The organism is Klebsiella variicola, assembly GCF_000828055.2.
GTDB classification, from domain to species: Bacteria; Pseudomonadota; Gammaproteobacteria; order Enterobacterales; family Enterobacteriaceae; genus Klebsiella; species Klebsiella variicola.
In genome coordinates this window covers 4731742-4753155 of record NZ_CP010523.2, presented here as the reverse complement: position 1 = coordinate 4753155, position 21414 = coordinate 4731742, and the positions used below count along the sequence as shown (strand labels likewise).

Sequence of the window (21414 nt, the reverse complement as noted above, 5' to 3'; positions counted from 1 at the left end):
TAACCAGCGCGCCACTGTTTCTGGCACGCCGGTTGCAATTAAGAAAGCAGTGGAATGCGCTTTCGAGGTAAGGATGAAACGACACTATATTTTTGCCAGCCATGGCACCTTTGCTAACGGTTTGCTGAACTCCGTGGAGCTAATCCTCGGTAAACAGCCGGATATTCATACCCTGTGCGCCTATGTAGAAGAGGAGTCCGATCTCACGCAGCAGGTGGAGGCGCTACTGGCGCGTTTCCCGGCGCAGGATGAGCTGATAGTGATTACGGATATTTTTGCCGGTAGCGTGAATAACGAGTTTGTGCGTTTTTTATCACGCCCACACTTCCATTTATTATCCGGTTTAAATCTGCCGTTAATTATTGACTTGCTGATTTCCGCAGCGGAAGAGAATACTGAAAAATTAATTACCGAAGCATTAACTAGCGCCAAAGAGAGCATTCAGTACTGCAATCAAACGATTGCCAGTGCGATGACTATGGATAAAGACTTCTGAAATGAGGAAGCATGATGATTACGTTATTAAGGGTAGACCATCGATTACTTCACGGCCAGGTGGCCTTTTCCTGGACCCAATATGTCGGCGCCGATTGCATTTTGATCGCCAACGACAGTGTCCCTGAAGATGAACTGCGGAAAACCACCATTAAGCTTGCCAAACCGCCCTCGGTAAAACTGGTGATTAAAAATATCAATGATGCTATTGAGGCGATAAAAAGTGGGGTGACCGATAAATATAATTTATTTATTGTCGTGGAATCGGTCAATGACGCCTGGCGTATTGCCTGCGCTATCGGGGAAATAAAAAGCATAAATCTCGGCGGAATTAAGGCTAAAGAGGGCAGTAAAAATATCTCTAAGGCGATTAATTTACTGCCGACAGAAATAGAGCAGCTACAACAACTGGTGGGGAAGGGCGTCGAGGTGGAGATTCGCCAGGTCCCGAACGATCGCAAACAGCTTTTTACGGAATGCGTGTAATTCCGGAGGACAGATTATGGTAGAGGCTCTCTTACTGGGTCTGGTGGCGTTTATCGCGCAATCGGAATATGCCTTAGGGACGTCGCTGATTTCCCGGCCTATCGTCACCGGGCTGCTGACCGGACTGGTGCTGGGGGATGTACAGACCGGCGTCATTATGGGCGCGACGCTGGAGCTGGCGTTTATCGGTTCTTTCTCCGTTGGTGCCTCGATCCCGCCCGACGTGGTGACGGGCGGTATTCTCGGCGTGGCGTTCGCCATCACCTCCGGTGCGGGCACGGAAACGGCGCTGTTGCTCGGCCTGCCTATCGCCACCCTGACCCTGATCCTGAAAAACGTTTATCTGGGGATGTTTATCCCGATGCTCAGCCAGAAGGCGGACGGGTATGCGGAACGGGCGGATACGCGGGGCATTGAGCGGATGCATCTGATTGCCGGCTTCGGGCTGTCGCTGATGCTGGCCACGGTGGTGACCGTTTCATTCCTGGTGGGCAGCAACGCGGTGAAATCCCTGCTCGATACCATCCCGGAATTTATCAAACACGGGCTCAGCGTCGCCACCGGCATGATCCCGGCGCTCGGCTTCGCGATGCTTGCCAGGTTGCTGATTAACAAGAAAGTTGCGCCGTACTTTTTCCTCGGCTTTGTGCTAATGGCTTATTTGAAAATCCCGGTGACCGGCATCGCCATTCTCGGCGCCATCGTGGCGGTGGTCATGGTTAACGTCACCGCGTTGAATTCACCTCGTACGACGACAGAACAAGGAGTCAGCGATGACGACGAAGACGATTTCTGAAGAGACCCTGCAACCGCAGGAGCAGGAAGAAACGCGGATTACGCCACGAGATTTACGCCGGGTGTTCTGGCGCTCCTTCCAGATGGAGTTCTCGTGGAACTATGAGCGGCAGATGAATCTCGCCTTTGTTTACGCGCTGATTCCGGTGCTGAAAAAGCTCTATCCGCGCAAAGAGGAGCTAGCCAGGGCGCTGAAACGTCATCTGGTGTTTTTCAATACCACGCCGCATATCGTCACCCTGCTGCTGGGGATCACCACGGCGATGGAGGAGAAAAACAGCCAGCAGAAAAACATGGATGCCATTGCGATTGATAACGTCAAAGCCTCGCTGATGGGGCCGCTGGCCGGGCTGGGGGACTCTTTCTTCTGGGGGACGCTGCGCCTGATCGCCACCGGGATCGGCACCAGCCTGGCGCTGAAGGGCAACATCCTCGGGCCGATCCTGTTTCTGCTGGTGTTTAACGTGCCGCACATTCTGGTGCGCTGGTGCTTTACCCGCTGGGGCTACGTGCTGGGAACCGGGGTCCTGCAGCGGATCCAGAAGAGCGGAATGATGGAGAGCCTGACCTACGGAGCGTCGATTATCGGCCTGATGGTGGTCGGGGCGATGACCGCCTCAATGATCGATATCACCATCCCTCTCTCCTTTGGTGCCGGAGAAGCCAAAACTCAGGTGCAGGACATTATCAATGACATTCTGCCCTGCATGCTGCCGCTGGTGAGTTTTGGCATCGTCTACTGGCTGCTGGGACGGAAAGTTAAACCGCTCTCAATTATTGGCGGCATGGCGCTGGTAGGCATTCTGGGTTCGTGGATCGGATTGTTTTAACGGGAGTGAGCTATGCGACCAACAATGATGACCTATATCAGTGAAGAGCCGGCCTGCCTGGCGCAGATCCTGCGTGGCTACCGGCAAAAGCTGGCGGCGATTGAGACCTTTGCCCGCCAGCACCCGGTACGCCGAATTTTGCTGCTGGCGACCGGATCGTCGCTGAATGCCGCGCTGTGCGCGCGCTATTTCTTTGAACAACGCTTCGGCGTGCTGGTTGACATTAAAGAGCCGTACAACTTTACCCATTACGAAGCGATCGACCCGCATACCGATCTGGTGGTGGCGATTTCACAGAGCGGGAAAAGCGCGTCAACGCTGGAGGCGATGCGTAAGGTACAGGCCTCAGGACTGCCGGTGTTTGCCCTGACCTCCGACCCGCAAAGCCCGATAGCCCGCGCTTGCGATGGCGTTCTGGATATCAATACCGGGATCGAGAGCGTAGGGTTTGTGACCCGCGGTTTTAGCGCGACGGTGCTGAATCTGTTGCTGATAGCGCTGATCATTGCTCGTCAGCAGGGGAAAGTCAGCGAGGTGGAGGAGCAGCACTATCTCGCTGAATTCCAGCGGCTGCTTGCGGCGATCCCGGATGTTATCGCCCGCACCTCGCGCTTTATCGACCGGTATAGCGAAACGCTGCGGAGCGGGGAGCGCTTTGTCGCCACCGGCTACGGTGCGCTGGTTGGCGTGGCGAAGGAATTTGAAACCAAATTTACTGAAACGGTGCGCGTGCCTTCCAGCGGCTTTGAGCTGGAAGCCTATATGCACGGTCCCTATCTGGAAGCCAACGCCCGCCATGTGATGCTGTTTATTGAAGATGCGCCGGATGCGCGAACCCGGGCGCTGCGGGACTATATGGCGCCGTCCATTGCCCGGGCTTTTACGCTAACGCTGAGCGATGACGAGGATGCGCAGACGCTGGCGCTAAACTGTCCGTGCGAGCATCACCTGGCGCCGCTGTTGCTGATTGTTCCCGTCCAGATGCTGGCCTGGCATACCGCCGGACTGAAAGGCATCGATCTGGCTAAACGTATTTTTGACGATTTTGACCACGTATTAAAAAGTAAAATCTGAATATTCAGGAGAAAACTATGTTGGGTTTTAATCAGGACGAGTACCTGACCAGTGCTCGCGAGATCATCGCTGCGCGTAAACAGGCTGAAACCGTGGCCGATGATATTTATGACAGCGGCTGCAGCGCATTATTTTTTGCCTCGGTAGGCGGTTCTCTGGCACCGATGATGGCCATTAATGAGTTTGCCAAAGAATTAACCAGTGTGCCGGTATATCTTGAGCAGGCGGCCGAATTAATTCATCGCGGACATAAAAAATTAAATAAAGATGCAGTTGTCGTTACGTTATCTAAATCCGGTGATACCAAAGAGTCGGTGGCTATTGCCGAGTGGTGCAAGGCGCAGGGGATCCGCGTGGTGGCTATTACCCGTCATGCCGACTCGCCATTGGCCGCCGCCGCCAGCTGGCATATTCCGATGTGCCACAAGAACGGTGTGGAATATGAATATATGCTGCTGTACTGGTTATTCTTCCGCGTTATTTATCGTCACGGCGAGTTTGAAAATTATGCGCGATTTGCCAGCCAGCTCGAATTACTGCCGGAAAATCTCCTGCAGGCCAAGCGCCAGTTCGATCTCCAGGCGGATAGCATTGCCGCACAATACCACGACTGCGACTATATGATGTGGATTGGCGGCGCGGAAATGTGGGGCGAGGTTTACCTGTTCTCAATGTGTATTCTCGAAGAGATGCAGTGGAAGCGGACGAAATCCGTGAGCTCGGCTGAATTTTTCCACGGCACCCTGGAGCTGCTGGAAAAAGAGGTCCCGCTGTTTCTGGTGAAAGGAGAGGGGAAATGCCGGGCGCTGGACGAGCGCGTCGAACGCTTTGCCGAAAAGATAACTGACCATCTGGTGGTGATCGACCCGCGCGACTATCCGCTGAACGGCATTGATGACGCGTTCCGCTGGATTATGGCGCCGTGCGTGGTGTCCACCCTGCTGGTGGATCGGCTGGCGACCCACTTTGAACACCATACCGGCCACGACCTCAATATCCGCCGTTACTACCGTCAGTTTGATTACTAAGCTGTGTTGATGGCGGCCAGCCGGGCTGGCCGCCATGCTATTCTCCGAGGCGCTTCCCAGAAAATTATCGTCAAATCCATTCGGGTAAAAACCGGTGGTAGAGTCCGGCTTTCCTTCTCTTTCAGGCAAGCGGATGGCCATGAAAAAACGGATGACCTCGACGCCGCACGATGCGGTCTTTAAACGATTTCTTCGCCACCCGGAGACGGCGAAGACGCTGTATGGCTGTCCGTTTACGTTGATCGACGTTACGGTGATGCCAGATGATGACCTCGTGCAGCATCGGCGAGTCGCCTTGCTGGAGCTGATGCAAAAACATATTCGTCAGCGCGATCTCAGCAGCATAACGGAGTCGTTGGCGGCCGTTGTGATGCTGGGATACACTAACCGTCGGCAGTTGAGAATGCTGTTTCACTATATGCTGCAGTACGGTAATACGGCCGAGCCGGGCGTGTTTCTCCGCCGGCTGGCCCGCCGTCTGCCACAGTATGAGGAGACACTGATGTCTATCGCGCAAAAGCTTAAGCAGGAAGGTCGGCAAGAAGGTCGACTAGAAGGCCGGGAAGAAGGGCACCAGGAGGGCTTGCAGGAAGGAAGCCGGCGCGAGGCGCTGCGCATTGCCGGCAGTATGTTACAAAATGGCCTCGACAAAGAGATGGTACAGAAAATCACTGGACTGTCGGCTGATGAACTACAGCCGCTGTAGGGTTAACGCCCTGCCACGGCAACCGTTGCCCGGCGCGGAAACCCGCCGGGCAGGATGGTTTTAGCCTTCGCTTTTCACCACTTTGATCTCCACCATGCCGATCCCCAGCTGACGTGGGGAGTGACCAAGGATATTGCCCTCGTTGGTGGACTGCGGGTCCGGCGGAGTGATGGTCAGGGTGTTGCTGCGCGACGGGTTGTCGAAATGCAGCGTCGTAGTGGTCACATCATTGGCCAGCGTAAGCACTTGCTCACTTTCACCTACCCGCACCGGGATCGGCTTATTGGCGTTTGGGCCGTAAGCTTTGGCGGTGATCACCAGATCAAATTTTTCCGGTAGCGGCTCTTTATATTCAATCTTCACGTCGCTGCCCAGCTGGGCATTGGACCACCGACCCCAGGACTCGGGACGCGAAATGCCGCTGAACTGCTTGACCTCTTCCGGGGCGCCGGCGACGTTAAACACGAAGCTGTCGGCCTTGTAGCGAATATCGTTGTCGACGACTTTTAGCGTATCGACGTTCCCCTTATAGCGCTCCATATCGATAAGGGTATCCCTGAAAGCGGTTTTGCCTTGCCACTGCGGCTTATCGACGTGCTGAACCTTTTGCTCACCGCCCAGCTGCCCCTGCGAGACGCACCAGTCGGTAGAGAGCGCGAGTTCAGGCGCCCACAGCTGCCCCATTTTATAGCAGCGATCGACCCAGACGAAATTATCCCGCGGCGCGAAATCGGCCAGCTGGAAGCGCAGCGGCGCGGAGTATTCGCTCTCCGGCAGCGGTTCAACGCGCTGGTTTGATACCCTGAGCAGTAGCGGCAGACGGAAATGGCTGCCGGAGAAGGCGATCATGTTCTTCTGCGAATCGATGGTGAAGTTTTTCATCTCTTTCGGGAAGTTCCACAGGCGGATCACGTCCGGTTTCCAGGCCAGGACCTTCTCTTTCATATTCATGAAAATACCGGAGAGCGACTGGCCGGAGAGGCTGCTGCGCCCGAGGCCGATATAGTTATCGCCGCCGAGAATATCGAGCACCGTCGCGCCGTTATCCATGGTGTTGCGTTTCACCGCCAGGGTCTCCTGCTGCGGTTTATCGCCGCGCAGGACGAAGAACAGATTGCTGCGATCGTGCTTGTTGAGGTAATCCCAGGCGCTGTTTTTCATGGCCAGGTGATCGGAAGAGACCACGATGACCGTGTTTTTGAAATAGGGTGAGGCTTTAATCTTCTCTATCAGCGCGGCGATATGTTCCTGGCTGCAGCTAACGGCGCTGAAGGAGAGGTTTTTCTTACCGTCCACGTCATAGCGTTTACGCTCGCAGGTGCGCGAGATAAAGCCATCGGGGTGGTGGGTATCCACCGTCAGGGCGAACAGCGAGAAGCGTTTACCGGAGCGCGACAGCTCTTCGAATTTTTTCCACGTCTCATCGAGCACGGTGTCGTCATAGAAGCCCCAGTCGTTGCGATAGGCGGGATCCGCTACCGTAGTTTTGAGCTCTTCCGCCCCGTACAGGTGATCGAAGCCGTGGGATTTGAGAAACACGTCTTTGCCGGCAAAGCGCAGGTTGGCTCCCTGCACAAAATAGTTTTCATAGCCGGAGTTTTTCAGGATATCGCCAAGGCAGATATTCTGGGGAAAGAAGCTGGAGACCGAGGCCGAGGCGTTGCCTTCAAACGGCGCGAACAGCGGAATGCCGCACTGCGAGGCGACCATACCGGCGATGGTGTAATCCGTCCCCGGGAGCTGCATGGTATTGCTGAAATCGAGGCCCTGATCTTTTATTTTGCCGAGCTCAGGGGTGAGGTTAGGAAAGGCATCGTTATCAAAATAGGTACGCTCGAGGCTTTCGCCATAGATATAGACCAGGTTCAGCTGTGGATTGTCGATACGCTTCGACGGCTCTTTGTAGTATGCGGCAAAGTCCGGGTCACCTTCCCGTGACTGCGATTTCACCAGCTCGCTGATCTGATGGAAGGCCGGGCTGGCATCCACGGAGGCCAGCGCCAGCAGCAGCGCCGCCAGGCTGTAACCGACGTGATGAGGATGATGCCGACGGCGGCGCAGCACCCAGCCCAGCGCGCCAAAGACGGCAACCAGCGCGACGCCCACCCCGACGCCCGGCAGAATGTATTTGCCGATCCCGGCGCCAGTCAGGCTGTTGGTCAGGGTATAGAGCACCGCGTCGTTGATGCCGTCGCCGGTAAAGTAGTCGCTGGCGTAGAGGGTGATATTCAGCACCACGAACAGACCTAACACCGTGAGCGTGGCGGCAAACCACCAAGTGTTACGACCCGCTTTCCAGGCATACAGCACCACCGAAGCTAAAAATAAGGCGATGGATAACAACTCTGACACAGCTCATCCTCATTAGCGCCAGTTGTCGGCTGGCAGAATAGATTACTTTTCACGCCACACTGTAATTGCAGCGCCATCTTGCTGCAATTCTAGCGTCATGAAACTGTGCAGTTATTCAGAATTGGTTTAGATGTTGCCTTTTTTGATCGGTGTCGCATCGGGTGTGGCGGGGAAGCGGAGAGGGAAAAAGGGTAAAAAAAACGTTTCAGGCCGCGCTGCCGTCGCGAAGGCAACAAACGCGGCATGAGCAGTACGTATCAGGAGAGGAAGTTAACGCCCTGTTTTAAGACCAGATCGCAGGCTTTGGTTTTCACCTGTTTCGCCAGCGAGCTGTTGCCAAGCGTATTCAGGTCCAGCTGCTGGCCGTTATTACTGTTGAGCAAGCCCTGCAGGCCATCAAGATAGTTGGTGTCTTGTTTCTGTTTTTCCGGCGTGCTGAGTCCCAGTTTATCCAGCACCTGGTTTTTGACGTTATCGGCGCTGGTCACGGAGGCCAGTTTCTGTTGCGCGCAATATGACAGGATCCCGGCCGCATTATTCATGCTGCTGGCGGTCAGAGACTGGCTGCTGCCGCTGAGCAGGCTGGTTAGCGAGGAGACGGACATGCCGCCGCTGCCAGCCTGGGTGCTGCTGCCGCTAAGCTGGCTGGCGGCGCTGTTAAGAGAATCCTGCCAGGAGGCAGCGTGAGCGCCGGCGAGGGTAAATGCACTGGCGGCAAAAGCGGCAAGTAAGCCATTTTTAAACGATTTCATAGACGGACTCATAAGCGTGACTGAATAATCGCTTTAGTATAACGCCGTCATCGTCCGGAAATCTCTTAATACTCCTTGCCAGTGACGCGGTGCCGGTAACTTTCCCAGTTGAAGATAACCCACAGACTGTTCCCCAGCCGCATACGGTCCATTACCCGTTCGCCGAGCAGCTTGTTCATCTCTTCCATATTACTGTTGGTGAGCATCCCGGTAGGCCGTTTGGATGAAGAACGACGGTCAACTATCTGATTGATAATGACCTTCTCATAGCGAGACTCCGTCTGCATACCAATTTCATCAATCACTAACAGGTCGACTTTGCTGAGGTCGCTCAGTAACTGCTCTTCGCTCGTTTCCCGGTTGCCAAAGGTATCTTTCATCGCCGACATAATATCGGCCACGGTGATGATTAAGACCGACTTCCCGCGCAGCAGCAGCTCGTTGCAGATGGCTGCCGCCAGGTGATTTTTGCCGGTCCCCGGTTTACCGGAGAAGATAAAGCTGGCGATATTGCCATCGAACTCTTCCACATACTGACGTGCGCGGGCGAGGGCGTTCATCTGTCCTTCGCACTCGACGCGGTAGTTATCAAAGGAACAGTTCTGATGCAGCGGGCGGATCCCTGAGCGGTTGAAGGTGCGCTGCATTTTCATCGCGCGATTCTCCCGCTCCAGCGCTTCGGAACGCAGCCGGCCTTGCTCTTTTTGCCAGGCCAGCAGTTCTTCGCCGGTTTTAAACGCCGGTTCGATATGGGCCGGCATCATTTTCTGCAGACGCTTCATCAGGTCGCCCACGTTTTTCATGCTCATCCTCGGAAACCTCGCGGAATATGACTGTCGGGTTCGCTCACGCTGTTCACATCGCGCTTCGGCTGTCCGCCGTTGCTGGCGCGGCTGATTTGCACGCTACGTGCCAGCTTCTGCTGCCACTGCACGTGGTGAAACACTTTACCTTCCGCCTGCCAGTAAGCGACGAAGGCAGCCAGCTCTTCCGGCGTGACTGGCTGGCTCAGGGCAATGCCCCACAGCGCGGCCAGGCGCTGAAAATCGGCGTCCGGCTGCCAGTCGGCGTACATAGCAAATTTGCCCATTGGCACCGCAACTGGCGCCGCGGCGGGCTCCTCGAAAAACTGCGGGTCAAGGGCGATGTCGCTGCCGGGGCGCGCCAGTCTGGCTTCCAGCTCCAGCAGTTGCGCCAGCCGCGCTGGCGTCAGCGCATAGAATGCCGGCGCGTTATTGGCAAAAACGGCAACGGTGCCGTCAGTTGATTTCGCCAGCAGCGCCGCGTGCTGCTGGAGGAACTCTTCCAGGCCGCTAAAATGGGAGGTTAAAATTCGCGAAGACATAACTCTATCTCAACTCTGAACTGCAAAGAGTGGGGTGATCTGCACATAGTAGCACAGAGCCTATCGCGGAAGGAGCGTCGCGGCTGTACCGCGACGCCGGGATCAGACGCGAGGGCGCTTACGATACAGCCACAGACCGGGTATCGACAGGCCAATAGAAAGGGCGCCCACAATAGACGACGCCTTTAAAAAATTGCTCAGCAGCAAAATCATCATCTCTTCAGAATAGCCAAAATGGCTGATCTTTACCGCGGAGATCATCGCGGTATAGGCCGAGATGCCGGGAAACATCGGGATCACGGCGGCGACGGTAAAAATCTTCGGATGCGCCAGATACCAGCGTGACCACTGAATGCCGATGCTGCCCACCAGCAGCGCGGCGAGAAAGGTGGCCCATTCAATGTTAAAACCGGCGCTCATCATGACCATGCGCGAGCCGTGACCGATCGCCCCCAGCAGCGCGCACCAGCGCAAGGCGCGCTGGGGGACATTAAAGACCATGGCAAAACCAACGGCAGGGATTGCCGCCAGCAGCATGTCTTCCGCCAGTGCGAAAATAAACGAGATTATGCCCATCCGCGCAGCCCCCATACGGTCATCGCCATCACCACGCCAATGCAGGTGGCAAGGGTTAACAGGCTGGCGATCGCCCAGCGGGCGAGCCCCGTATTAATATGCCCTTTAAACATATCGGCGACGGCGTTGATCAAAGGAAAACCCGGAACCAGCAGCAGGACGCTGGCGGCCATGGCAATGGTCGGCGTACTGGCAAAGGCCTGGAGGCGCAGCAGCAGCCCGGAGATGGTTGTGGCGACAAAGGCGGTGATGCAGAAGTTGATCTGCGGATGCATGGACCGGTGGGTCAGCACCTGGCGAATGTACATGGCTACCGTACTGGCGCAGAAGCTGACCAGCGCACCGTCCCAGCCGCCGTTATTCAGTTTGCAGAAACAGGCGCAGGAGAGCCCCACCATGATGACCAGCAGCCAGCGCGGATAACGCAAGGGAACGATCTGCGAAAAGCGCTTCTCGACATCGCGATAGTCGAGCAGCTTATGTTCGGCGAGGATCACAATGTGCTGCACTTCCGTTACCACATGCATATTGATGCCGCGGTCGACATTTTTACGCGTTGAGGTGAGACATTCGCCATCTTTAATGGTGGTCAGCACGATGGCATTAGACGAGATGGCGCTTTCGACGCTGTCCATTCCCAGCGCCCGTCCGAGGCGGGTGGATAGCTCTTCCACCAGCGCACTTTCGGCGCCGTGCTGTAACAAAAAAAGACCACACTGGATGCACAATCGTGTGATTGCCCGCTGCTGTGACCGATCAACCTGCATAATTCCTCTGCTGTCCGCGACGTCTGGTTATCTGTCGATACTTTAACCTGAAGCGCCGTAGCGGCTGAGGGGGGCGGGATCAAATAATATGCAAAAATGTCCCGGCTGGCGGGGCGGCAGAATTTGAAGCATCCCACACTTTTGCCAGTTTGGTGAAAAGTGCAATTTTTGCCGCCATTCATCCCTTCTTTTTCCCGTCTGACTTATCAAAAATGCAGGAAAGTACTTTTATTAAACAAAAAATATACAAATAATTAACCCTGCAAGAGTGAGACAACCCTATGAAAACACAGGTCGCGATTATTGGCGCAGGTCCCTCCGGGCTGCTGCTGGGGCAGTTGTTGCACAACGCCGGGATCCATACCGTGATCCTCGAGCGTCAAACGCCACAGTATGTGCTGGGGCGCATCCGCGCGGGAATTCTGGAAAGCGGCACCGTCGATCTGCTACGCGAAGCGGGCGTGGCGCAGCGGATGGATGCCGAAGGCCTGGTGCATCATGGGGTGGAGTTTCTGTTTGATGGCCAGCGGGTACCCGTCGCACTGAGCGAGCTGACTGACGGCAAGAGTGTGATGGTTTATGGCCAGACGGAAGTGACCCGCGATCTGATGGCGGCCCGGGCCGCCAGCGGCGCGCCGATCGTCTATGGCGTGAGCGAGGTGGCTATTCATGACGCGAAAAGCGACCGACCGACGGTCACCTACCTCAGCGAAGGTGAAACCTGCCGCCTGGAGTGCGACTTTATCGCCGGTTGCGACGGTTTTCACGGGGTGTCACGGCAAAGCATTCCCGCTGACATTCTCAAAACCTACGAGAGCGTGTGGCCGTTTGGTTGGTTAGGCCTGCTGGCGGATACGCCGCCGGTCAATCCGGAGCTGATTTATGCACACCATCAGCGGGGGTTTGTATTGTGTAGTCAGCGCTCACTTACGCGCAGCCGCTATTATCTACAGGTTCCGCTGAGCGATAAGGTTGAAGCCTGGTCGGACGAACGTTTCTGGCAGGAGCTGAAAAGCCGCTTGCCGGAGGACCTGGCATCCAGGTTAGTGACTGGTCACTCACTTGAGAAGAGCATTGCCCCGCTGCGCAGTTTCGTGGTGGAGCCGATGCAGTATGGGCGGCTGTTTCTGGTGGGAGATGCGGCGCATATCGTTCCGCCAACCGGCGCCAAAGGGTTAAACCTGGCGGCATCGGATGTTAACTACCTGTGGCGGATCCTGCGTGAATACTATCATCGTGGCCGCAGCGATCTGCTGGCGACCTACTCGCAACTGGCGCTGGATCGGGTGTGGAAAGGGGAACGCTTTAGCTGGTTTATGACTCGCCTGCTGCATGATTTCCCGGACCAGAATGCGTTCGACGCCAAAATGCAGGCCGCCGACCGCCGCTACTACCTTGGCTCCCGCGCCGGGCTGACCACCATCGCGGAAAACTACGTGGGCTTGCCCATGGAACGCGTTACCTGACTAAAGAGGAGTGATTATGCCGCCCATACAAGCCGTCCCCGTATTTAAGCTGTATGGCGAAGAGCGCGGCTGGCCAACGCCGGACCTGCTGCACTGCGAGTCGATTTTGCAGCGTAGCAGTCTGTACGAGTGGCATATTCGCGTTCATCAGCATGCGGAAATGGTCCAGCTCCTCTACCTGCATCAGGGCCGGGCGGAGATCGAAATTGAAGGCGCCACCGCGGTGATGACGGCGTCCTGCATCCAGGTGGTTCCCGCCCTTTGTATTCATGGGTTTCATTTTTCACCCGGGACACAAGGGTATGTGCTCTCCCTGGCGCTGCCGCTGCTGAGCCGGTTTGAAAACCAGTTCGGCCGGCCGCTGGATGTGCTTAGCGTACCGCAGTGCGTGCCGGTAGGCCGTTCCCGGGGGCATATGCATACGCTATTTTCGGCGCTTCGCGAGGAATATTGCGAAGAGCATGATGCCCGGGAGATGATGTTGTACTCGTTGCTGGGGACGCTGCTGGTCTGGCTGAACCGGCAGTGCCGCCCCGCACCGCCCACGGAAGATAAAGCGGAGCGGAAGCGCAGTATGATGCGCCACTTTTCCCGACTTATTGAGAGCCACTATCGGCAGCATCTCCCGCTGGCGGAGTATGCGAAGCTAATTGGGTTGTCGGTCACGCACTTAAATTATTTATGCCGCGAGTTCTATGGCTGTAGCGCGCTGGGGGTATTGCATCAACGCCTGATGCTGGAAGCGCGACGCAATCTGCAGTACACCCGCATGACGGTAACACAACTCTCTGATTACTTAGGGTTTAGTGATGCTGCCTATTTTTCTCGCTTTTTCCGCCGCTATAGCGGGATGTCGCCTAAAGCATTTAGAGAAACAATCAAAGATAATGCTTTATAACTCACGTGCCTGAAATTACTTTTGCTAAATAATAGTTTTATCTTTTCTAATTTATTAGCGCAGGAGCGTCTGTGCTAATATTAATCGCAAGTATACACAGCAATAATATTTACACGGTATGACCACGGTTCGGTCGTTACGTATACCGTGTACGCAGGCCATGAATATACTTTTTATATTCATTCAGAGAATGATAAGGCGATGATGTTAAGCGCCGATTGTTTGCCGGCAGGCGAAGGAACTTCGACAGGAAGCGGAGGTGTTATGTTACCAGGACAAGGTAAGTTTGGTGTTGTTATTAGTAAAATTCCCGTCATGCAGTCAGGGTTAAAGGTTATCTTCAATGAAAATCTCCCTGATTACGAACTCAGTTTTTGTCGTTCTCATGATGAGCTCACCCTTTTGCAACTGCGGCGGGCAGTGCTGGTCGTCGCGGATATCTCCGGCGAGATTGCGCATCCCCGTGCCGTCTGCGAGCGTTATTACTCTCTGATGACGCAGTATCGTGATATTCACTGGGTTTTTATGGTCAGTGACAGCCTCTATCCATTGGCCGTTGAGCTTTTAATTCGCCCTGAAAGCTCGCTGATCTCGGAGAGTGAGCCGGTTAACCGGTTGATTGAGGTGATTTGCGCCGGCAGTCGTGCCGCTGAGCAAATTAGCCGGACGTTGTTCACCGGAGACGAGGATAGCGATTTCGCAAGCTACCACTCTGCGGCGATGCTGACCCTTTCGGAACGCAAGGTTTTGCGTCTTCTGGCAAAGGGATGGGGAATCAATCAGATCGCTGCGCTGTTGAAAAAGAGCAATAAAACCATCAGTGCGCAGAAAAATAGCGCAATGCGACGCTTATCACTGCGAAGCAATGCTGAAATGTATGCCTGGATCAACAGCGTGCAGGGAATGCAAGAGCTGAATATCAATTCAGCTTACGGGGAGCAAATGGAATGGAAAAAAATAGCACAACCCGCCATGTCGCCATCGTAGAGAAATGTGTGATGACGGAAATGGCCTGGCGCTATATCTTTAGTCGTGAAGATAATAGCCGATATCATATTCATCTGTTTAAAAATGTCAGTATGCTCAGGGCGGCGGAAACATCGTTTTCCTGGTCGGCCATTATCTTTTCTCTTTCGGGAAGCCGTTCTTCACGAGCTGAGAGTCTGCTTTTTGTTCATGAAATGGCGCGGTGTCGGCCGGAAGTCCAGGCAATTATTCTGGCTAATAATGAAAGTGAAATGCATCTGATCGGCCATCTTATGCCGGCTTGTCTGCATGGCATACTGAATAAATCCGCGCCGCGACGCGGGTTACAGGAGCGTTTGTTACAGTTGCTGGACAATCATCATCTCAGCGGCAGCGAACAATTTTGCGACAGAGAGGCGTGCAACGATCCGCTAAGTCCAACGGAGCACGCCATCCTTCGGTATATGTCGTGGGGATATTCGCTTTCTGATATTGCGATACAGCTGAACCGGAACATTAAAACTATCCGCGCGCATAAATTTAACGCCATGACCAAGCTCGGGGTTCGCTCAGACATCGGTTTATTAAACGCGGCGGATATCTTGCTGCATTTACCGATGAGCGGCGCGAACAACGCCGTTAAACAGGTGGCGTAACGCGGCTATAAACACACGTCTACCCATGTCGCATCGGTGAGCTGCGCCAATCGTTCTGGTTCAATACGAACGGCGCTGTGAATGGCTCCCGCTGCGGGTAGCACCTCCTGATAGTGCCTGAGCGAGACGTCGCAATAGACGGCCAGCGGGTTTTCCAGACCAAAAGGGCACACGCCGCCTACCGGATGACCGGTCCAGGTCACCACCTCATCGCTGCTTAACATTCTGGCTTTCGCACCAAAGGTCTCTTTCAGCTTTTTGTTATCCAGCCGCGCATCGCCCCTGGCGACGATCAGTACAATCTTATCCTTGATCTTGAGCGACAGCGTTTTGGCGATTTGTCCAGGCTCAACGTTGTGTGCGGCAGCGGCGAGCGCGACGGTGGCGGTACTCTGATTTAACTCAATAATTTCGATATCGGGGGCGTGTTCGGCAAAAAACTGCCGTACAGACTGCAGACTCATTGGATTCTCCTGATTTAAGCCTGGTTAAATCTGTCACAAGCCTGGCGGAGTGTAAATAACAGCGCGGACAATCCAGATTCTTTCTATTTTGTCGATCTCCTTCACATTCACCGTAACCGGTTACTGTAACCGGTTGCGGTTGTGCGCGTAGAGATGAATACTGGAACAGTCACTTCTCACTTTATTTATAACATAAGAGCCGTGTATGAATCGTTGCGTCATGAGCAGTATAGCCGGTAATCCATCAGCGGCCTGCTGCATCAAAAAGCGGTCATCGTAACGGCAGGGTAATCGTTGTTGGGCCAGTATCAATAGCCTGTCAGGAGGGCTACTATGTCTGCTAACCATGCTGCGTTTAATTTGATATTTCGCTTTGTAGAAAATTACATAAGCCCCATAGCAGGGCGGATCTCATCGCAGCGCCACGTCATGGCTATCCGTGACGGTTTTATCTCAGCGATGCCATTTATGATCGTCGGATCGTTCCTGCTGGTATTTGCTTATCCACCTTTCTCACCGGATACCACCTGGGGTTTTGCCCGCGCCTGGCTGGATCTGGCAAAAGAGTTTGAGGGGCGTATTCTGACCCCCTTTGATATGACGATGGGGATCATGTCGATCTACATCTGCGCGGCGATCTCCTATAACCTCGGTAAGCACTACGAGAAATCCAATCAGCTCGATCCCTTTATGTGCGCAATGCTGTCGATCATGGCCTTTTTGCTGATTGCCGCGCCGAAGACCAATGGCACGCTGCCGGTGGATAGCCTCGGGGGGACCGGGATCTTTACCGCAATTCTGGTGGCGATCTATTGCGTGGAAATGATGCGTTTTTTGAAAGCGCACAACATTGGGATCCGCTTGCCGGACCAGGTTCCGCCGATGATCAAAAACTCCTTTGATCTGTTGATCCCGGTGCTGGTGGTCGTGCTGACGCTGTATCCGCTGAGTCTGTTTATCCAGCACCATTTTGACATGCTGATCCCGCAGGCCATTATGGCCATCTTCAAACCGCTGGTTTCGGCAGCCGACTCTCTGCCGGCAATTCTGCTAGCGGTGCTTATTGGCCACCTGTTGTGGTTCGCCGGGATCCACGGTGCCGCGATTGTGTCCGGGATGCTGCAGATGTTCTGGCTGACCAACCTCGGTATGAACCAGCAGGCGCTGGCCCAGGGGGCGCCTCTGCCGCATATCTTCATGGAGGCGTTCTGGACATTCTTCATAGTGGTTGGTGGTTCCGGGGCGACCATGGGGCTGGTGTTCTGTTATCTGCGTAGCCGCTCAGCGCATTTGCGCTCCATTGGTCGTCTGAGCGTGGTGCCAAGCCTGTTTAACATTAACGAGCCGGTTATCTTTGGGACGCCTATCGTCATGAATCCGGTGTTCTTTATTCCGTTCCTGCTGGCGCCAATGGTGAACGCGGTGCTGGCCTGGGCAGCAATGAAGCTGGATCTGATTGGCCGCGTTATCTCGGTGGTACCGTGGACGGCGCCAGCACCGATTGGCGGCGCCTGGGCGCTGGGCTGGGATTTTCGGGCGGCGGTTCTGGTGATCGTTCTGGCCTGCGTATCGGCGATTATCTACTTCCCGTTCTTTAAGGTGTATGAGAAACAGCTGCTTGCTCAGGAAGCGGAAGAGGCCGAGCGAGCAGAGCAGGAGAGTCAACAGACCGCATAAATAGCAACGGGCGGCAAGGGCCGCCCGTTAATTTTGAGGTAGGGGGCGTTATTTCAGCGTGCAGTCGCCGCACTGTTGGACATCCGGCAGGCGATAGCGCTGGCAGCAGGTGCGTCGGACTAACAGCCCTTCACGCAGCACCACCGTTCGCCACAGCGGGTTATCCTGACCATCGGCGAGCTGTTTTTCAAAAAAACAGTGCTGACGCAGAGCGGCGACCTGCTCATCGCCCAGCAGCGTGTGCATTTCACCTAAATACCAGTTGATCAGATAGCCGGTATTACTCCAGATAAGTTTGCCATTGATCTCGCCCGTCGCTTCCAGCGCCTCAACAACCGGCTGCAGGGTACGAATCACCAGGGCATCTATCCGCGCCTGCGGTGGAAGCGCTGCTATCCTGGCATCGTTATGCACATCAATCCAGAAGCAGGCAGCCCGACCGCTCTCGTGAAATTCGACATGGAAATGTTCTGGCGCCAGGCTGAGTCCCTGCGGTTCATTAAGCAGCGCCAGCATCAGCGGCGGCACCAGCAGGCCGATATACCACTGGGCCCAGAGCGAGAGCAGGGGCTTCTGTTCACGCGGCTGCGTGGGCTGATGACGATAGATATGATCGGACCAGGTGGCCAGCAGGGTGCGTAACGCGATGGGTTGCGACCACTCGGCGAGCGTTAACGCATGCGGCGGGGCAGGCTCATCAAGACGCAGGAAATCCAGCAGATGAGGGCGCAGGGCAGTGATTTTTGCCCGAAGACTCTCCGCCAGCGCGCGTTCAGCCGTCGGGAAGGGAGCCCGCCAGATGAGTTCGTCGCTAAGAGAAAGGGAGCGCCAGGCCATTTGATTTCCAGATACAAATCTAAATGATAATGATTCCTGATATTAGTTGTTTGCAGGCGGCATGGCAAGGAGTTTGTCGGCGCCGCGATACCGCGGCGCGCGAAGGAAAAGCTAACTGGCAAGAATAATATTGCGTCCTTTATTTTTGGCCTCATACAGTGCGCCATCGGCTCGTGCCAGCGCTTGCTCAATGTTGTCATCAATGAGCGGCGTCAGGCCAATGCTGATGGTCACGTTGGTGGCGACACTTTCATTAAACATATGCGGGATCTTCAGATCATAGACCCGCTGGCGAATGCGTTCGGCAGCCTGCCAGGCGGTTTCCTCGCTGCTGTTGGTCAGCAGGACCATAAACTCTTCCCCACCAAAACGAGCGACAATATCGCGTGAGCGCACGGCGTTGCGGATCGCGGCAGAGACGCGAATCAGCGCCTGGTCGCCCATCATATGGCCATAGTGGTCGTTATAGGCTTTAAAGTGATCGATATCGAGGAGCAGCACAAAGTGGTTGTCGCCGTCCAGCGCCAGCAGGGTGTCGAGGCGGTTCTGCAGCCCGCGGCGATTATACAAACCGGTCAGGGGATCCAGCATACTGAGATCGTTGAGCGTGTTGCGTTCCTGCATCAGTTTATCCATTAATCCTTGCGTGAAGGCATCGTTGCGCTTCTGGATAATATTTTGCAGGGTAATACCGGCAATAGGCAGCACAAAACAGTAGGTCATGCGCAACCATTGTTCCCCCTCTGACATTATCAGGCAGATAAGGAAAGTCGGTAAAGAGTGAAGGGTAAAGGCAGTGATATTATTGGAAAAAGCGATGGTGCCGATAAACAGAATGCTTAATAGGGCGATTACCAGATAGTTAAAATGCGGCGGTGTCAATAGCATCGCTTTTGCCACCACGTGCCATGCCCAGAGCATGCCAAATAACAACGAGATAGCCGGAATATTTATTTTCGCTTGCGGCCATTTCCAGTGCCAGAGCAGCAACAGCCCGCTGCAGGCCACGATCAGGGCGCAGGGCAGCGTAAAACGAACTACCGTAAATAGTGGGCTGACCAGCGACAGAGAGGAGGAAATGAAATTAAGCAGTAAAAAAAGCCGTAAGGAATATTGATATTTTTGTGCGTAGTGTGCTCGCCAGGTTTGTGCAGTCATATCGGAAGAATCATTATTAGTCGTTAAATTTCAAAATGATGAAAGCCAAAAATGAAGAGTCTGATAACAATGTGCAAAAAAAGGTTATTTGCAAAATAAGCAAAATATTTAATATATATCGATAATCCGCTTAATTTATCACCTTCATGAATGTATGTCATTACCGCTAACGTAAAGAAAAAGACGCAAAGCACATCGCAAATGACAAATGATAAATGTTATCATATGATATTGGTTATCATTATCGTTTTAAGAGGTGAAACCATGTTGCAGCGGGCATTAGGGAGTGGTTGGGGTGTGGTGGTTCCCGGCGTGCTGATTGCCGCTCTCGGGTATGCCGGAGTCTCGGCCGATGTGTGGCGGACGCTGGTCACGGTGGGCATGCTGATGTCCGCAGCGATGATATGGCATCGTCAACTGCGCCATTTTATCCTGCTGCCATCTTGCGTTGCATTGATTGGTGGAATAATGCTGATGATTCTGGATTTTAAACTAGGGGGATAATGCCGGAAGAGAAAAGAATATTGGTGCGAGGGGGGGGACTTGAACCCCCACGTCCGTAAGGACACTAACACCTGAAGCTAGCGCGTCTACCAATTCCGCCACCTTCGCACAGTATTCTTTCTTTAGGATATTGCCTCGTTGGTGCGAGGGGGGGGACTTGAACCCCCACGTCCGTAAGGACACTAACACCTGAAGCTAGCGCGTCTACCAATTCCGCCACCTTCGCCCAGTGCGAGCAATATCTTTGTGGATTATGGTGCGAGGGGGGGGACTTGAACCCCCACGTCCGTAAGGACACTAACACCTGAAGCTAGCGCGTCTACCAATTCCGCCACCTTCGCATACCATCGACACTATGAAAGTATCGTTACCACGGAGGCGCATTCTAGTGGTTTTCGGCGGCACGTCAATAGTTAATTATGCAGGTTGTATCGATTGCTGCAAAAATGGGCGGGTTTGCCGCGAAGAAGGGCCAGCGGCACCACAAATGGGCCGCTGGCGCCAGAAGACGATTATTTTTTCGCCTGGCGGGTCATGATGGTGCGATAGACCTTAAACCGTCCTGTTTGGGCGATCACTTCATGGAAGCCAAATGTCTCATCCAGTACCTGGGGATACGGCAGGAAGGCGTTGGCGACAATGCGCAGTTCGCCGCCGCTGTTCAGATGGCGAACCGCGCCGCGGATCAGCGCCTGGGCCGCTTCGAGGCTGGTCTGCAGCCCATCATGGAATGGTGGGTTGGAGATGATCATGTCGAAGCGACCATTGACCTCCGAAAAGACGTTGCTGGCAAACACATCGCCTGCAAAACCATTAGCGGCAAGCGTCGCGCGGCTGGCTTCGACCGCCGGGGCGCTGACGTCGCACAGGGTCAGACGCACCTTCGGCGAATGGCTGGCCAGCACTGCGGCCAGCACGCCCGCGCCGCAGCCGACGTCCAGCACTTTCCCTTTGGTATGCGGCTCGAGAGTGGACAGCAGCAGCTGACTGCCGACGTCCAGACCGTCGCGACTAAACACGCCAGGCAGCGTTTTAATCGTCAGATTATCCAGCGCATACTCGCCCCAGAATGCGTCGGCGTCGAAGGTTGGCTGCTTTTCCAGACGACCATGGTAGAGGCCACAGCGACGGGCGCTGTCGATTTTATTCAGCGGGGCATATTCGGCCAGCATTTGCTCTGCGCTGCGAACGCCGCTACGGTTTTCCCCGACGACGAAAATATCGATTCCCACTGGCAGCAGAGAGAGCAGGTTCATCAGTTGGAACTGCGCCTCGGGTTTGTTCTTCGGCCAGTAGTAGATCAGGGTGTCGCAATCGGCGACGTCGGCGGCCTCGGCCACTAAGCTAAAACGGACGTTGTCACCCATCTGACGGTTCAGCACCTGCCAGTGGTGGAACTGTTGGGTATGAGCGCGGCTGGCCGCGGTATCCAGACGCGCAGGCAGGTCATCCTGCAGGTCACCGGCAAACAGAACGCGGGCGGACTCGAAATCATCACTGTGGCGCAGCAAGACTTCACTTGCCGGGGTAAAAGCGGACATGAAACACTCCTTCATTAAGACTGGCGCCGATTATAGTAGTT

At 54.7% G+C, this 21414-nt stretch carries 23 protein-coding genes, 3 tRNA genes and 1 pseudogene; 13 read left to right on the top strand and 14 right to left on the bottom strand.

The genetic code is table 11. From position 1 onward, the window contains the following. Positions 1 to 73: 73 nt before the first annotated feature. From SP68_RS22255 to SP68_RS22225, 7 genes and pseudogenes are all read left to right on the top strand, one after another. The gene (locus SP68_RS22255) at positions 74 to 496 is read left to right on the top strand and encodes a PTS sugar transporter subunit IIA (RefSeq protein WP_012542942.1); all 423 of its coding nucleotides are present in this window, start codon (positions 74 to 76) and stop codon (positions 494 to 496) included. Positions 497 to 510: 14 nt separating this feature from the next. Continuing rightward, on the top strand, positions 511 to 981 hold the full coding sequence (locus tag SP68_RS22250; protein WP_012542941.1) for a PTS sugar transporter subunit IIB: 471 nt from the start codon (positions 511 to 513) through the stop codon (positions 979 to 981). Positions 982 to 997: 16 nt separating this feature from the next. Continuing rightward, entirely contained in the window at positions 998 to 1777 is a 780-nt protein-coding gene (locus SP68_RS22245; RefSeq protein ID WP_008807552.1) for a PTS mannose/fructose/sorbose/N-acetylgalactosamine transporter subunit IIC, read from the top strand. Next, complete coding sequence (locus tag SP68_RS22240) at positions 1755 to 2606, top strand: PTS system mannose/fructose/sorbose family transporter subunit IID (RefSeq protein WP_023339548.1); 852 nt, start codon at positions 1755 to 1757, stop codon at positions 2604 to 2606. Before SP68_RS22245 ends, SP68_RS22240 begins: the two co-directional genes overlap by 23 nt. 12 nt (positions 2607 to 2618) lie before the next feature. Continuing rightward, complete coding sequence (locus tag SP68_RS22235; RefSeq protein WP_023339549.1) at positions 2619 to 3680, top strand: SIS domain-containing protein; 1062 nt, start codon at positions 2619 to 2621, stop codon at positions 3678 to 3680. A 17-nt stretch (positions 3681 to 3697) separates the two neighbouring features. Further along, positions 3698 to 4708 (top strand): SIS domain-containing protein, encoded by a 1011-nt coding sequence (locus tag SP68_RS22230; RefSeq protein WP_023339550.1) that lies wholly within the window; start codon positions 3698 to 3700, stop codon positions 4706 to 4708. Between the two features lie 199 nt (positions 4709 to 4907). After that, positions 4908 to 5414 (top strand): annotated as a pseudogene (locus tag SP68_RS22225) (Rpn family recombination-promoting nuclease/putative transposase); the annotation flags it as partial. Positions 5415 to 5474: 60 nt separating this feature from the next. Here the strand turns inward: SP68_RS22225 and opgB are convergent. The 6 genes from opgB to SP68_RS22195 form a co-directional block, all read right to left on the bottom strand. Continuing rightward, a complete protein-coding gene (gene opgB, locus SP68_RS22220; protein ID WP_012542938.1) occupies positions 5475 to 7766 on the bottom strand; it encodes a phosphatidylglycerol--membrane-oligosaccharide glycerophosphotransferase in 2292 nt (763 codons plus the stop codon). Between the two features lie 257 nt (positions 7767 to 8023). Then, positions 8024 to 8518 carry a YjjA family protein gene (locus SP68_RS22215; RefSeq protein WP_008807546.1) on the bottom strand — a complete coding sequence of 165 codons (495 nt, stop codon included), beginning with the start codon at positions 8516 to 8518 and terminating at the stop codon, positions 8024 to 8026. A gap of 65 nt (positions 8519 to 8583) precedes the next feature. Further along, complete coding sequence (gene dnaC / locus SP68_RS22210; protein ID WP_008807545.1) at positions 8584 to 9321, bottom strand: DNA replication protein DnaC; 738 nt, start codon at positions 9319 to 9321, stop codon at positions 8584 to 8586. A 2-nt stretch (positions 9322 to 9323) separates the two neighbouring features. Beyond that, entirely contained in the window at positions 9324 to 9863 is a 540-nt protein-coding gene (gene dnaT, locus SP68_RS22205) for a primosomal protein DnaT (RefSeq protein WP_012968990.1), read from the bottom strand. A gap of 102 nt (positions 9864 to 9965) precedes the next feature. Continuing rightward, positions 9966 to 10439 carry a threonine/serine exporter gene (locus SP68_RS22200; protein WP_012542936.1) on the bottom strand — a complete coding sequence of 158 codons (474 nt, stop codon included), beginning with the start codon at positions 10437 to 10439 and terminating at the stop codon, positions 9966 to 9968. Then, positions 10430 to 11206 (bottom strand): threonine/serine exporter family protein, encoded by a 777-nt coding sequence (locus SP68_RS22195; protein WP_040972793.1) that lies wholly within the window; start codon positions 11204 to 11206, stop codon positions 10430 to 10432. The genes SP68_RS22200 and SP68_RS22195 overlap by 10 nt, the downstream gene beginning before the upstream one ends. A gap of 281 nt (positions 11207 to 11487) precedes the next feature. Here SP68_RS22195 and pobA point away from each other — a divergent pair, with 281 nt between their 5' ends. From pobA to bglJ, 4 genes are all read left to right on the top strand, one after another. After that, entirely contained in the window at positions 11488 to 12672 is a 1185-nt protein-coding gene (gene pobA, locus SP68_RS22190; RefSeq protein WP_022065581.1) for a 4-hydroxybenzoate 3-monooxygenase, read from the top strand. 16 nt (positions 12673 to 12688) lie between these two features. Next, positions 12689 to 13570 (top strand): helix-turn-helix domain-containing protein, encoded by an 882-nt coding sequence (locus SP68_RS22185; protein WP_023339552.1) that lies wholly within the window; start codon positions 12689 to 12691, stop codon positions 13568 to 13570. A 264-nt stretch (positions 13571 to 13834) separates the two neighbouring features. Next, positions 13835 to 14557: a helix-turn-helix transcriptional regulator gene (locus SP68_RS22180; RefSeq protein WP_008807539.1), complete on the top strand. Its 723-nt coding sequence runs from the start codon at positions 13835 to 13837 to the stop codon at positions 14555 to 14557. Beyond that, positions 14518 to 15192 (top strand): DNA-binding transcriptional activator BglJ, encoded by a 675-nt coding sequence (gene bglJ / locus SP68_RS22175; RefSeq protein ID WP_022065583.1) that lies wholly within the window; start codon positions 14518 to 14520, stop codon positions 15190 to 15192. The genes SP68_RS22180 and bglJ overlap by 40 nt, the downstream gene beginning before the upstream one ends. Before the next feature lie 5 nt (positions 15193 to 15197). Here the strand turns inward: bglJ and SP68_RS22170 are convergent, their stop codons facing one another. Then, the gene (locus SP68_RS22170) at positions 15198 to 15656 is read right to left on the bottom strand and encodes a YbaK/EbsC family protein (protein WP_008807537.1); all 459 of its coding nucleotides are present in this window, start codon (positions 15654 to 15656) and stop codon (positions 15198 to 15200) included. A gap of 333 nt (positions 15657 to 15989) precedes the next feature. Here SP68_RS22170 and SP68_RS22165 point away from each other — a divergent pair, with 333 nt between their 5' ends. After that, the gene (locus SP68_RS22165) at positions 15990 to 17333 is read left to right on the top strand and encodes a PTS cellobiose transporter subunit IIC (RefSeq protein ID WP_008807536.1); all 1344 of its coding nucleotides are present in this window, start codon (positions 15990 to 15992) and stop codon (positions 17331 to 17333) included. Between the two features lie 48 nt (positions 17334 to 17381). On the opposite strand, the gene fhuF is transcribed toward SP68_RS22165, so the two are convergent. The 3 genes from fhuF to SP68_RS28640 all read right to left on the bottom strand — a co-directional run bounded on the left by fhuF (position 17382) and on the right by SP68_RS28640 (position 19522). After that, positions 17382 to 18170, bottom strand: a complete 789-nt coding sequence (gene fhuF / locus SP68_RS22160; RefSeq protein WP_040972797.1) for a siderophore-iron reductase FhuF — start codon at positions 18168 to 18170, stop codon at positions 17382 to 17384. Between the two features lie 111 nt (positions 18171 to 18281). Continuing rightward, positions 18282 to 19328 (bottom strand): GGDEF domain-containing protein, encoded by a 1047-nt coding sequence (locus tag SP68_RS22155; protein ID WP_008807534.1) that lies wholly within the window; start codon positions 19326 to 19328, stop codon positions 18282 to 18284. A 23-nt stretch (positions 19329 to 19351) separates the two neighbouring features. Next, on the bottom strand, positions 19352 to 19522 hold the full coding sequence (locus tag SP68_RS28640) for a hypothetical protein (protein WP_162500012.1): 171 nt from the start codon (positions 19520 to 19522) through the stop codon (positions 19352 to 19354). A gap of 70 nt (positions 19523 to 19592) precedes the next feature. On the opposite strand from SP68_RS28640, the gene SP68_RS22150 reads away from it, so the two are divergent. Then, positions 19593 to 19832 (top strand): DUF1435 domain-containing protein, encoded by a 240-nt coding sequence (locus tag SP68_RS22150; protein WP_023297035.1) that lies wholly within the window; start codon positions 19593 to 19595, stop codon positions 19830 to 19832. Positions 19833 to 19853: 21 nt separating this feature from the next. On the opposite strand, the gene SP68_RS22145 is transcribed toward SP68_RS22150, so the two are convergent. The 4 genes from SP68_RS22145 to rsmC all read right to left on the bottom strand — a co-directional run bounded on the left by SP68_RS22145 (position 19854) and on the right by rsmC (position 21373). After that, positions 19854 to 19940 (bottom strand) — tRNA-Leu (locus tag SP68_RS22145). Between the two features lie 31 nt (positions 19941 to 19971). Continuing rightward, positions 19972 to 20058: transfer RNA gene (locus tag SP68_RS22140), tRNA-Leu, on the bottom strand. Between the two features lie 28 nt (positions 20059 to 20086). Beyond that, positions 20087 to 20173: transfer RNA gene (locus tag SP68_RS22135), tRNA-Leu, on the bottom strand. Positions 20174 to 20344: 171 nt separating this feature from the next. Beyond that, the gene (gene rsmC, locus SP68_RS22130) at positions 20345 to 21373 is read right to left on the bottom strand and encodes a 16S rRNA (guanine(1207)-N(2))-methyltransferase RsmC (protein WP_008807532.1); all 1029 of its coding nucleotides are present in this window, start codon (positions 21371 to 21373) and stop codon (positions 20345 to 20347) included. Positions 21374 to 21414: the final 41 nt, after the last annotated feature.

What these genes read in the sequence shown, in the direction of transcription:
- SP68_RS22255 (WP_012542942.1), top strand. Translation starts at nt 74, where the DNA reads ATGAAACGACACTATATTTTTGCCAGCCATGGCACCTTTGCTAACGGT.
- SP68_RS22250 (WP_012542941.1), top strand. Translation starts at nt 511, where the DNA reads ATGATTACGTTATTAAGGGTAGACCATCGATTACTTCACGGCCAGGTG.
- SP68_RS22245 (WP_008807552.1), top strand. Translation starts at nt 998, where the DNA reads ATGGTAGAGGCTCTCTTACTGGGTCTGGTGGCGTTTATCGCGCAATCG.
- SP68_RS22240 (WP_023339548.1), top strand. Translation starts at nt 1,755, where the DNA reads ATGACGACGAAGACGATTTCTGAAGAGACCCTGCAACCGCAGGAGCAG.
- SP68_RS22235 (WP_023339549.1), top strand. Translation starts at nt 2,619, where the DNA reads ATGCGACCAACAATGATGACCTATATCAGTGAAGAGCCGGCCTGCCTG.
- SP68_RS22230 (WP_023339550.1), top strand. Translation starts at nt 3,698, where the DNA reads ATGTTGGGTTTTAATCAGGACGAGTACCTGACCAGTGCTCGCGAGATC.
- SP68_RS22215 (WP_008807546.1), bottom strand. Translation starts at nt 8,518, where the DNA reads ATGAAATCGTTTAAAAATGGCTTACTTGCCGCTTTTGCCGCCAGTGCA.
- dnaC (WP_008807545.1), bottom strand. Translation starts at nt 9,321, where the DNA reads ATGAAAAACGTGGGCGACCTGATGAAGCGTCTGCAGAAAATGATGCCG.
- dnaT (WP_012968990.1), bottom strand. Translation starts at nt 9,863, where the DNA reads ATGTCTTCGCGAATTTTAACCTCCCATTTTAGCGGCCTGGAAGAGTTC.
- SP68_RS22200 (WP_012542936.1), bottom strand. Translation starts at nt 10,439, where the DNA reads ATGGGCATAATCTCGTTTATTTTCGCACTGGCGGAAGACATGCTGCTG.
- SP68_RS22195 (WP_040972793.1), bottom strand. Translation starts at nt 11,206, where the DNA reads ATGCAGGTTGATCGGTCACAGCAGCGGGCAATCACACGATTGTGCATC.
- pobA (WP_022065581.1), top strand. Translation starts at nt 11,488, where the DNA reads ATGAAAACACAGGTCGCGATTATTGGCGCAGGTCCCTCCGGGCTGCTG.
- SP68_RS22185 (WP_023339552.1), top strand. Translation starts at nt 12,689, where the DNA reads ATGCCGCCCATACAAGCCGTCCCCGTATTTAAGCTGTATGGCGAAGAG.
- SP68_RS22180 (WP_008807539.1), top strand. Translation starts at nt 13,835, where the DNA reads ATGTTACCAGGACAAGGTAAGTTTGGTGTTGTTATTAGTAAAATTCCC.
- bglJ (WP_022065583.1), top strand. Translation starts at nt 14,518, where the DNA reads ATGGAAAAAAATAGCACAACCCGCCATGTCGCCATCGTAGAGAAATGT.
- SP68_RS22170 (WP_008807537.1), bottom strand. Translation starts at nt 15,656, where the DNA reads ATGAGTCTGCAGTCTGTACGGCAGTTTTTTGCCGAACACGCCCCCGAT.
- SP68_RS22165 (WP_008807536.1), top strand. Translation starts at nt 15,990, where the DNA reads ATGTCTGCTAACCATGCTGCGTTTAATTTGATATTTCGCTTTGTAGAA.
- fhuF (WP_040972797.1), bottom strand. Translation starts at nt 18,170, where the DNA reads ATGGCCTGGCGCTCCCTTTCTCTTAGCGACGAACTCATCTGGCGGGCT.
- SP68_RS22155 (WP_008807534.1), bottom strand. Translation starts at nt 19,328, where the DNA reads ATGACTGCACAAACCTGGCGAGCACACTACGCACAAAAATATCAATAT.
- SP68_RS22150 (WP_023297035.1), top strand. Translation starts at nt 19,593, where the DNA reads ATGTTGCAGCGGGCATTAGGGAGTGGTTGGGGTGTGGTGGTTCCCGGC.
- rsmC (WP_008807532.1), bottom strand. Translation starts at nt 21,373, where the DNA reads ATGTCCGCTTTTACCCCGGCAAGTGAAGTCTTGCTGCGCCACAGTGAT.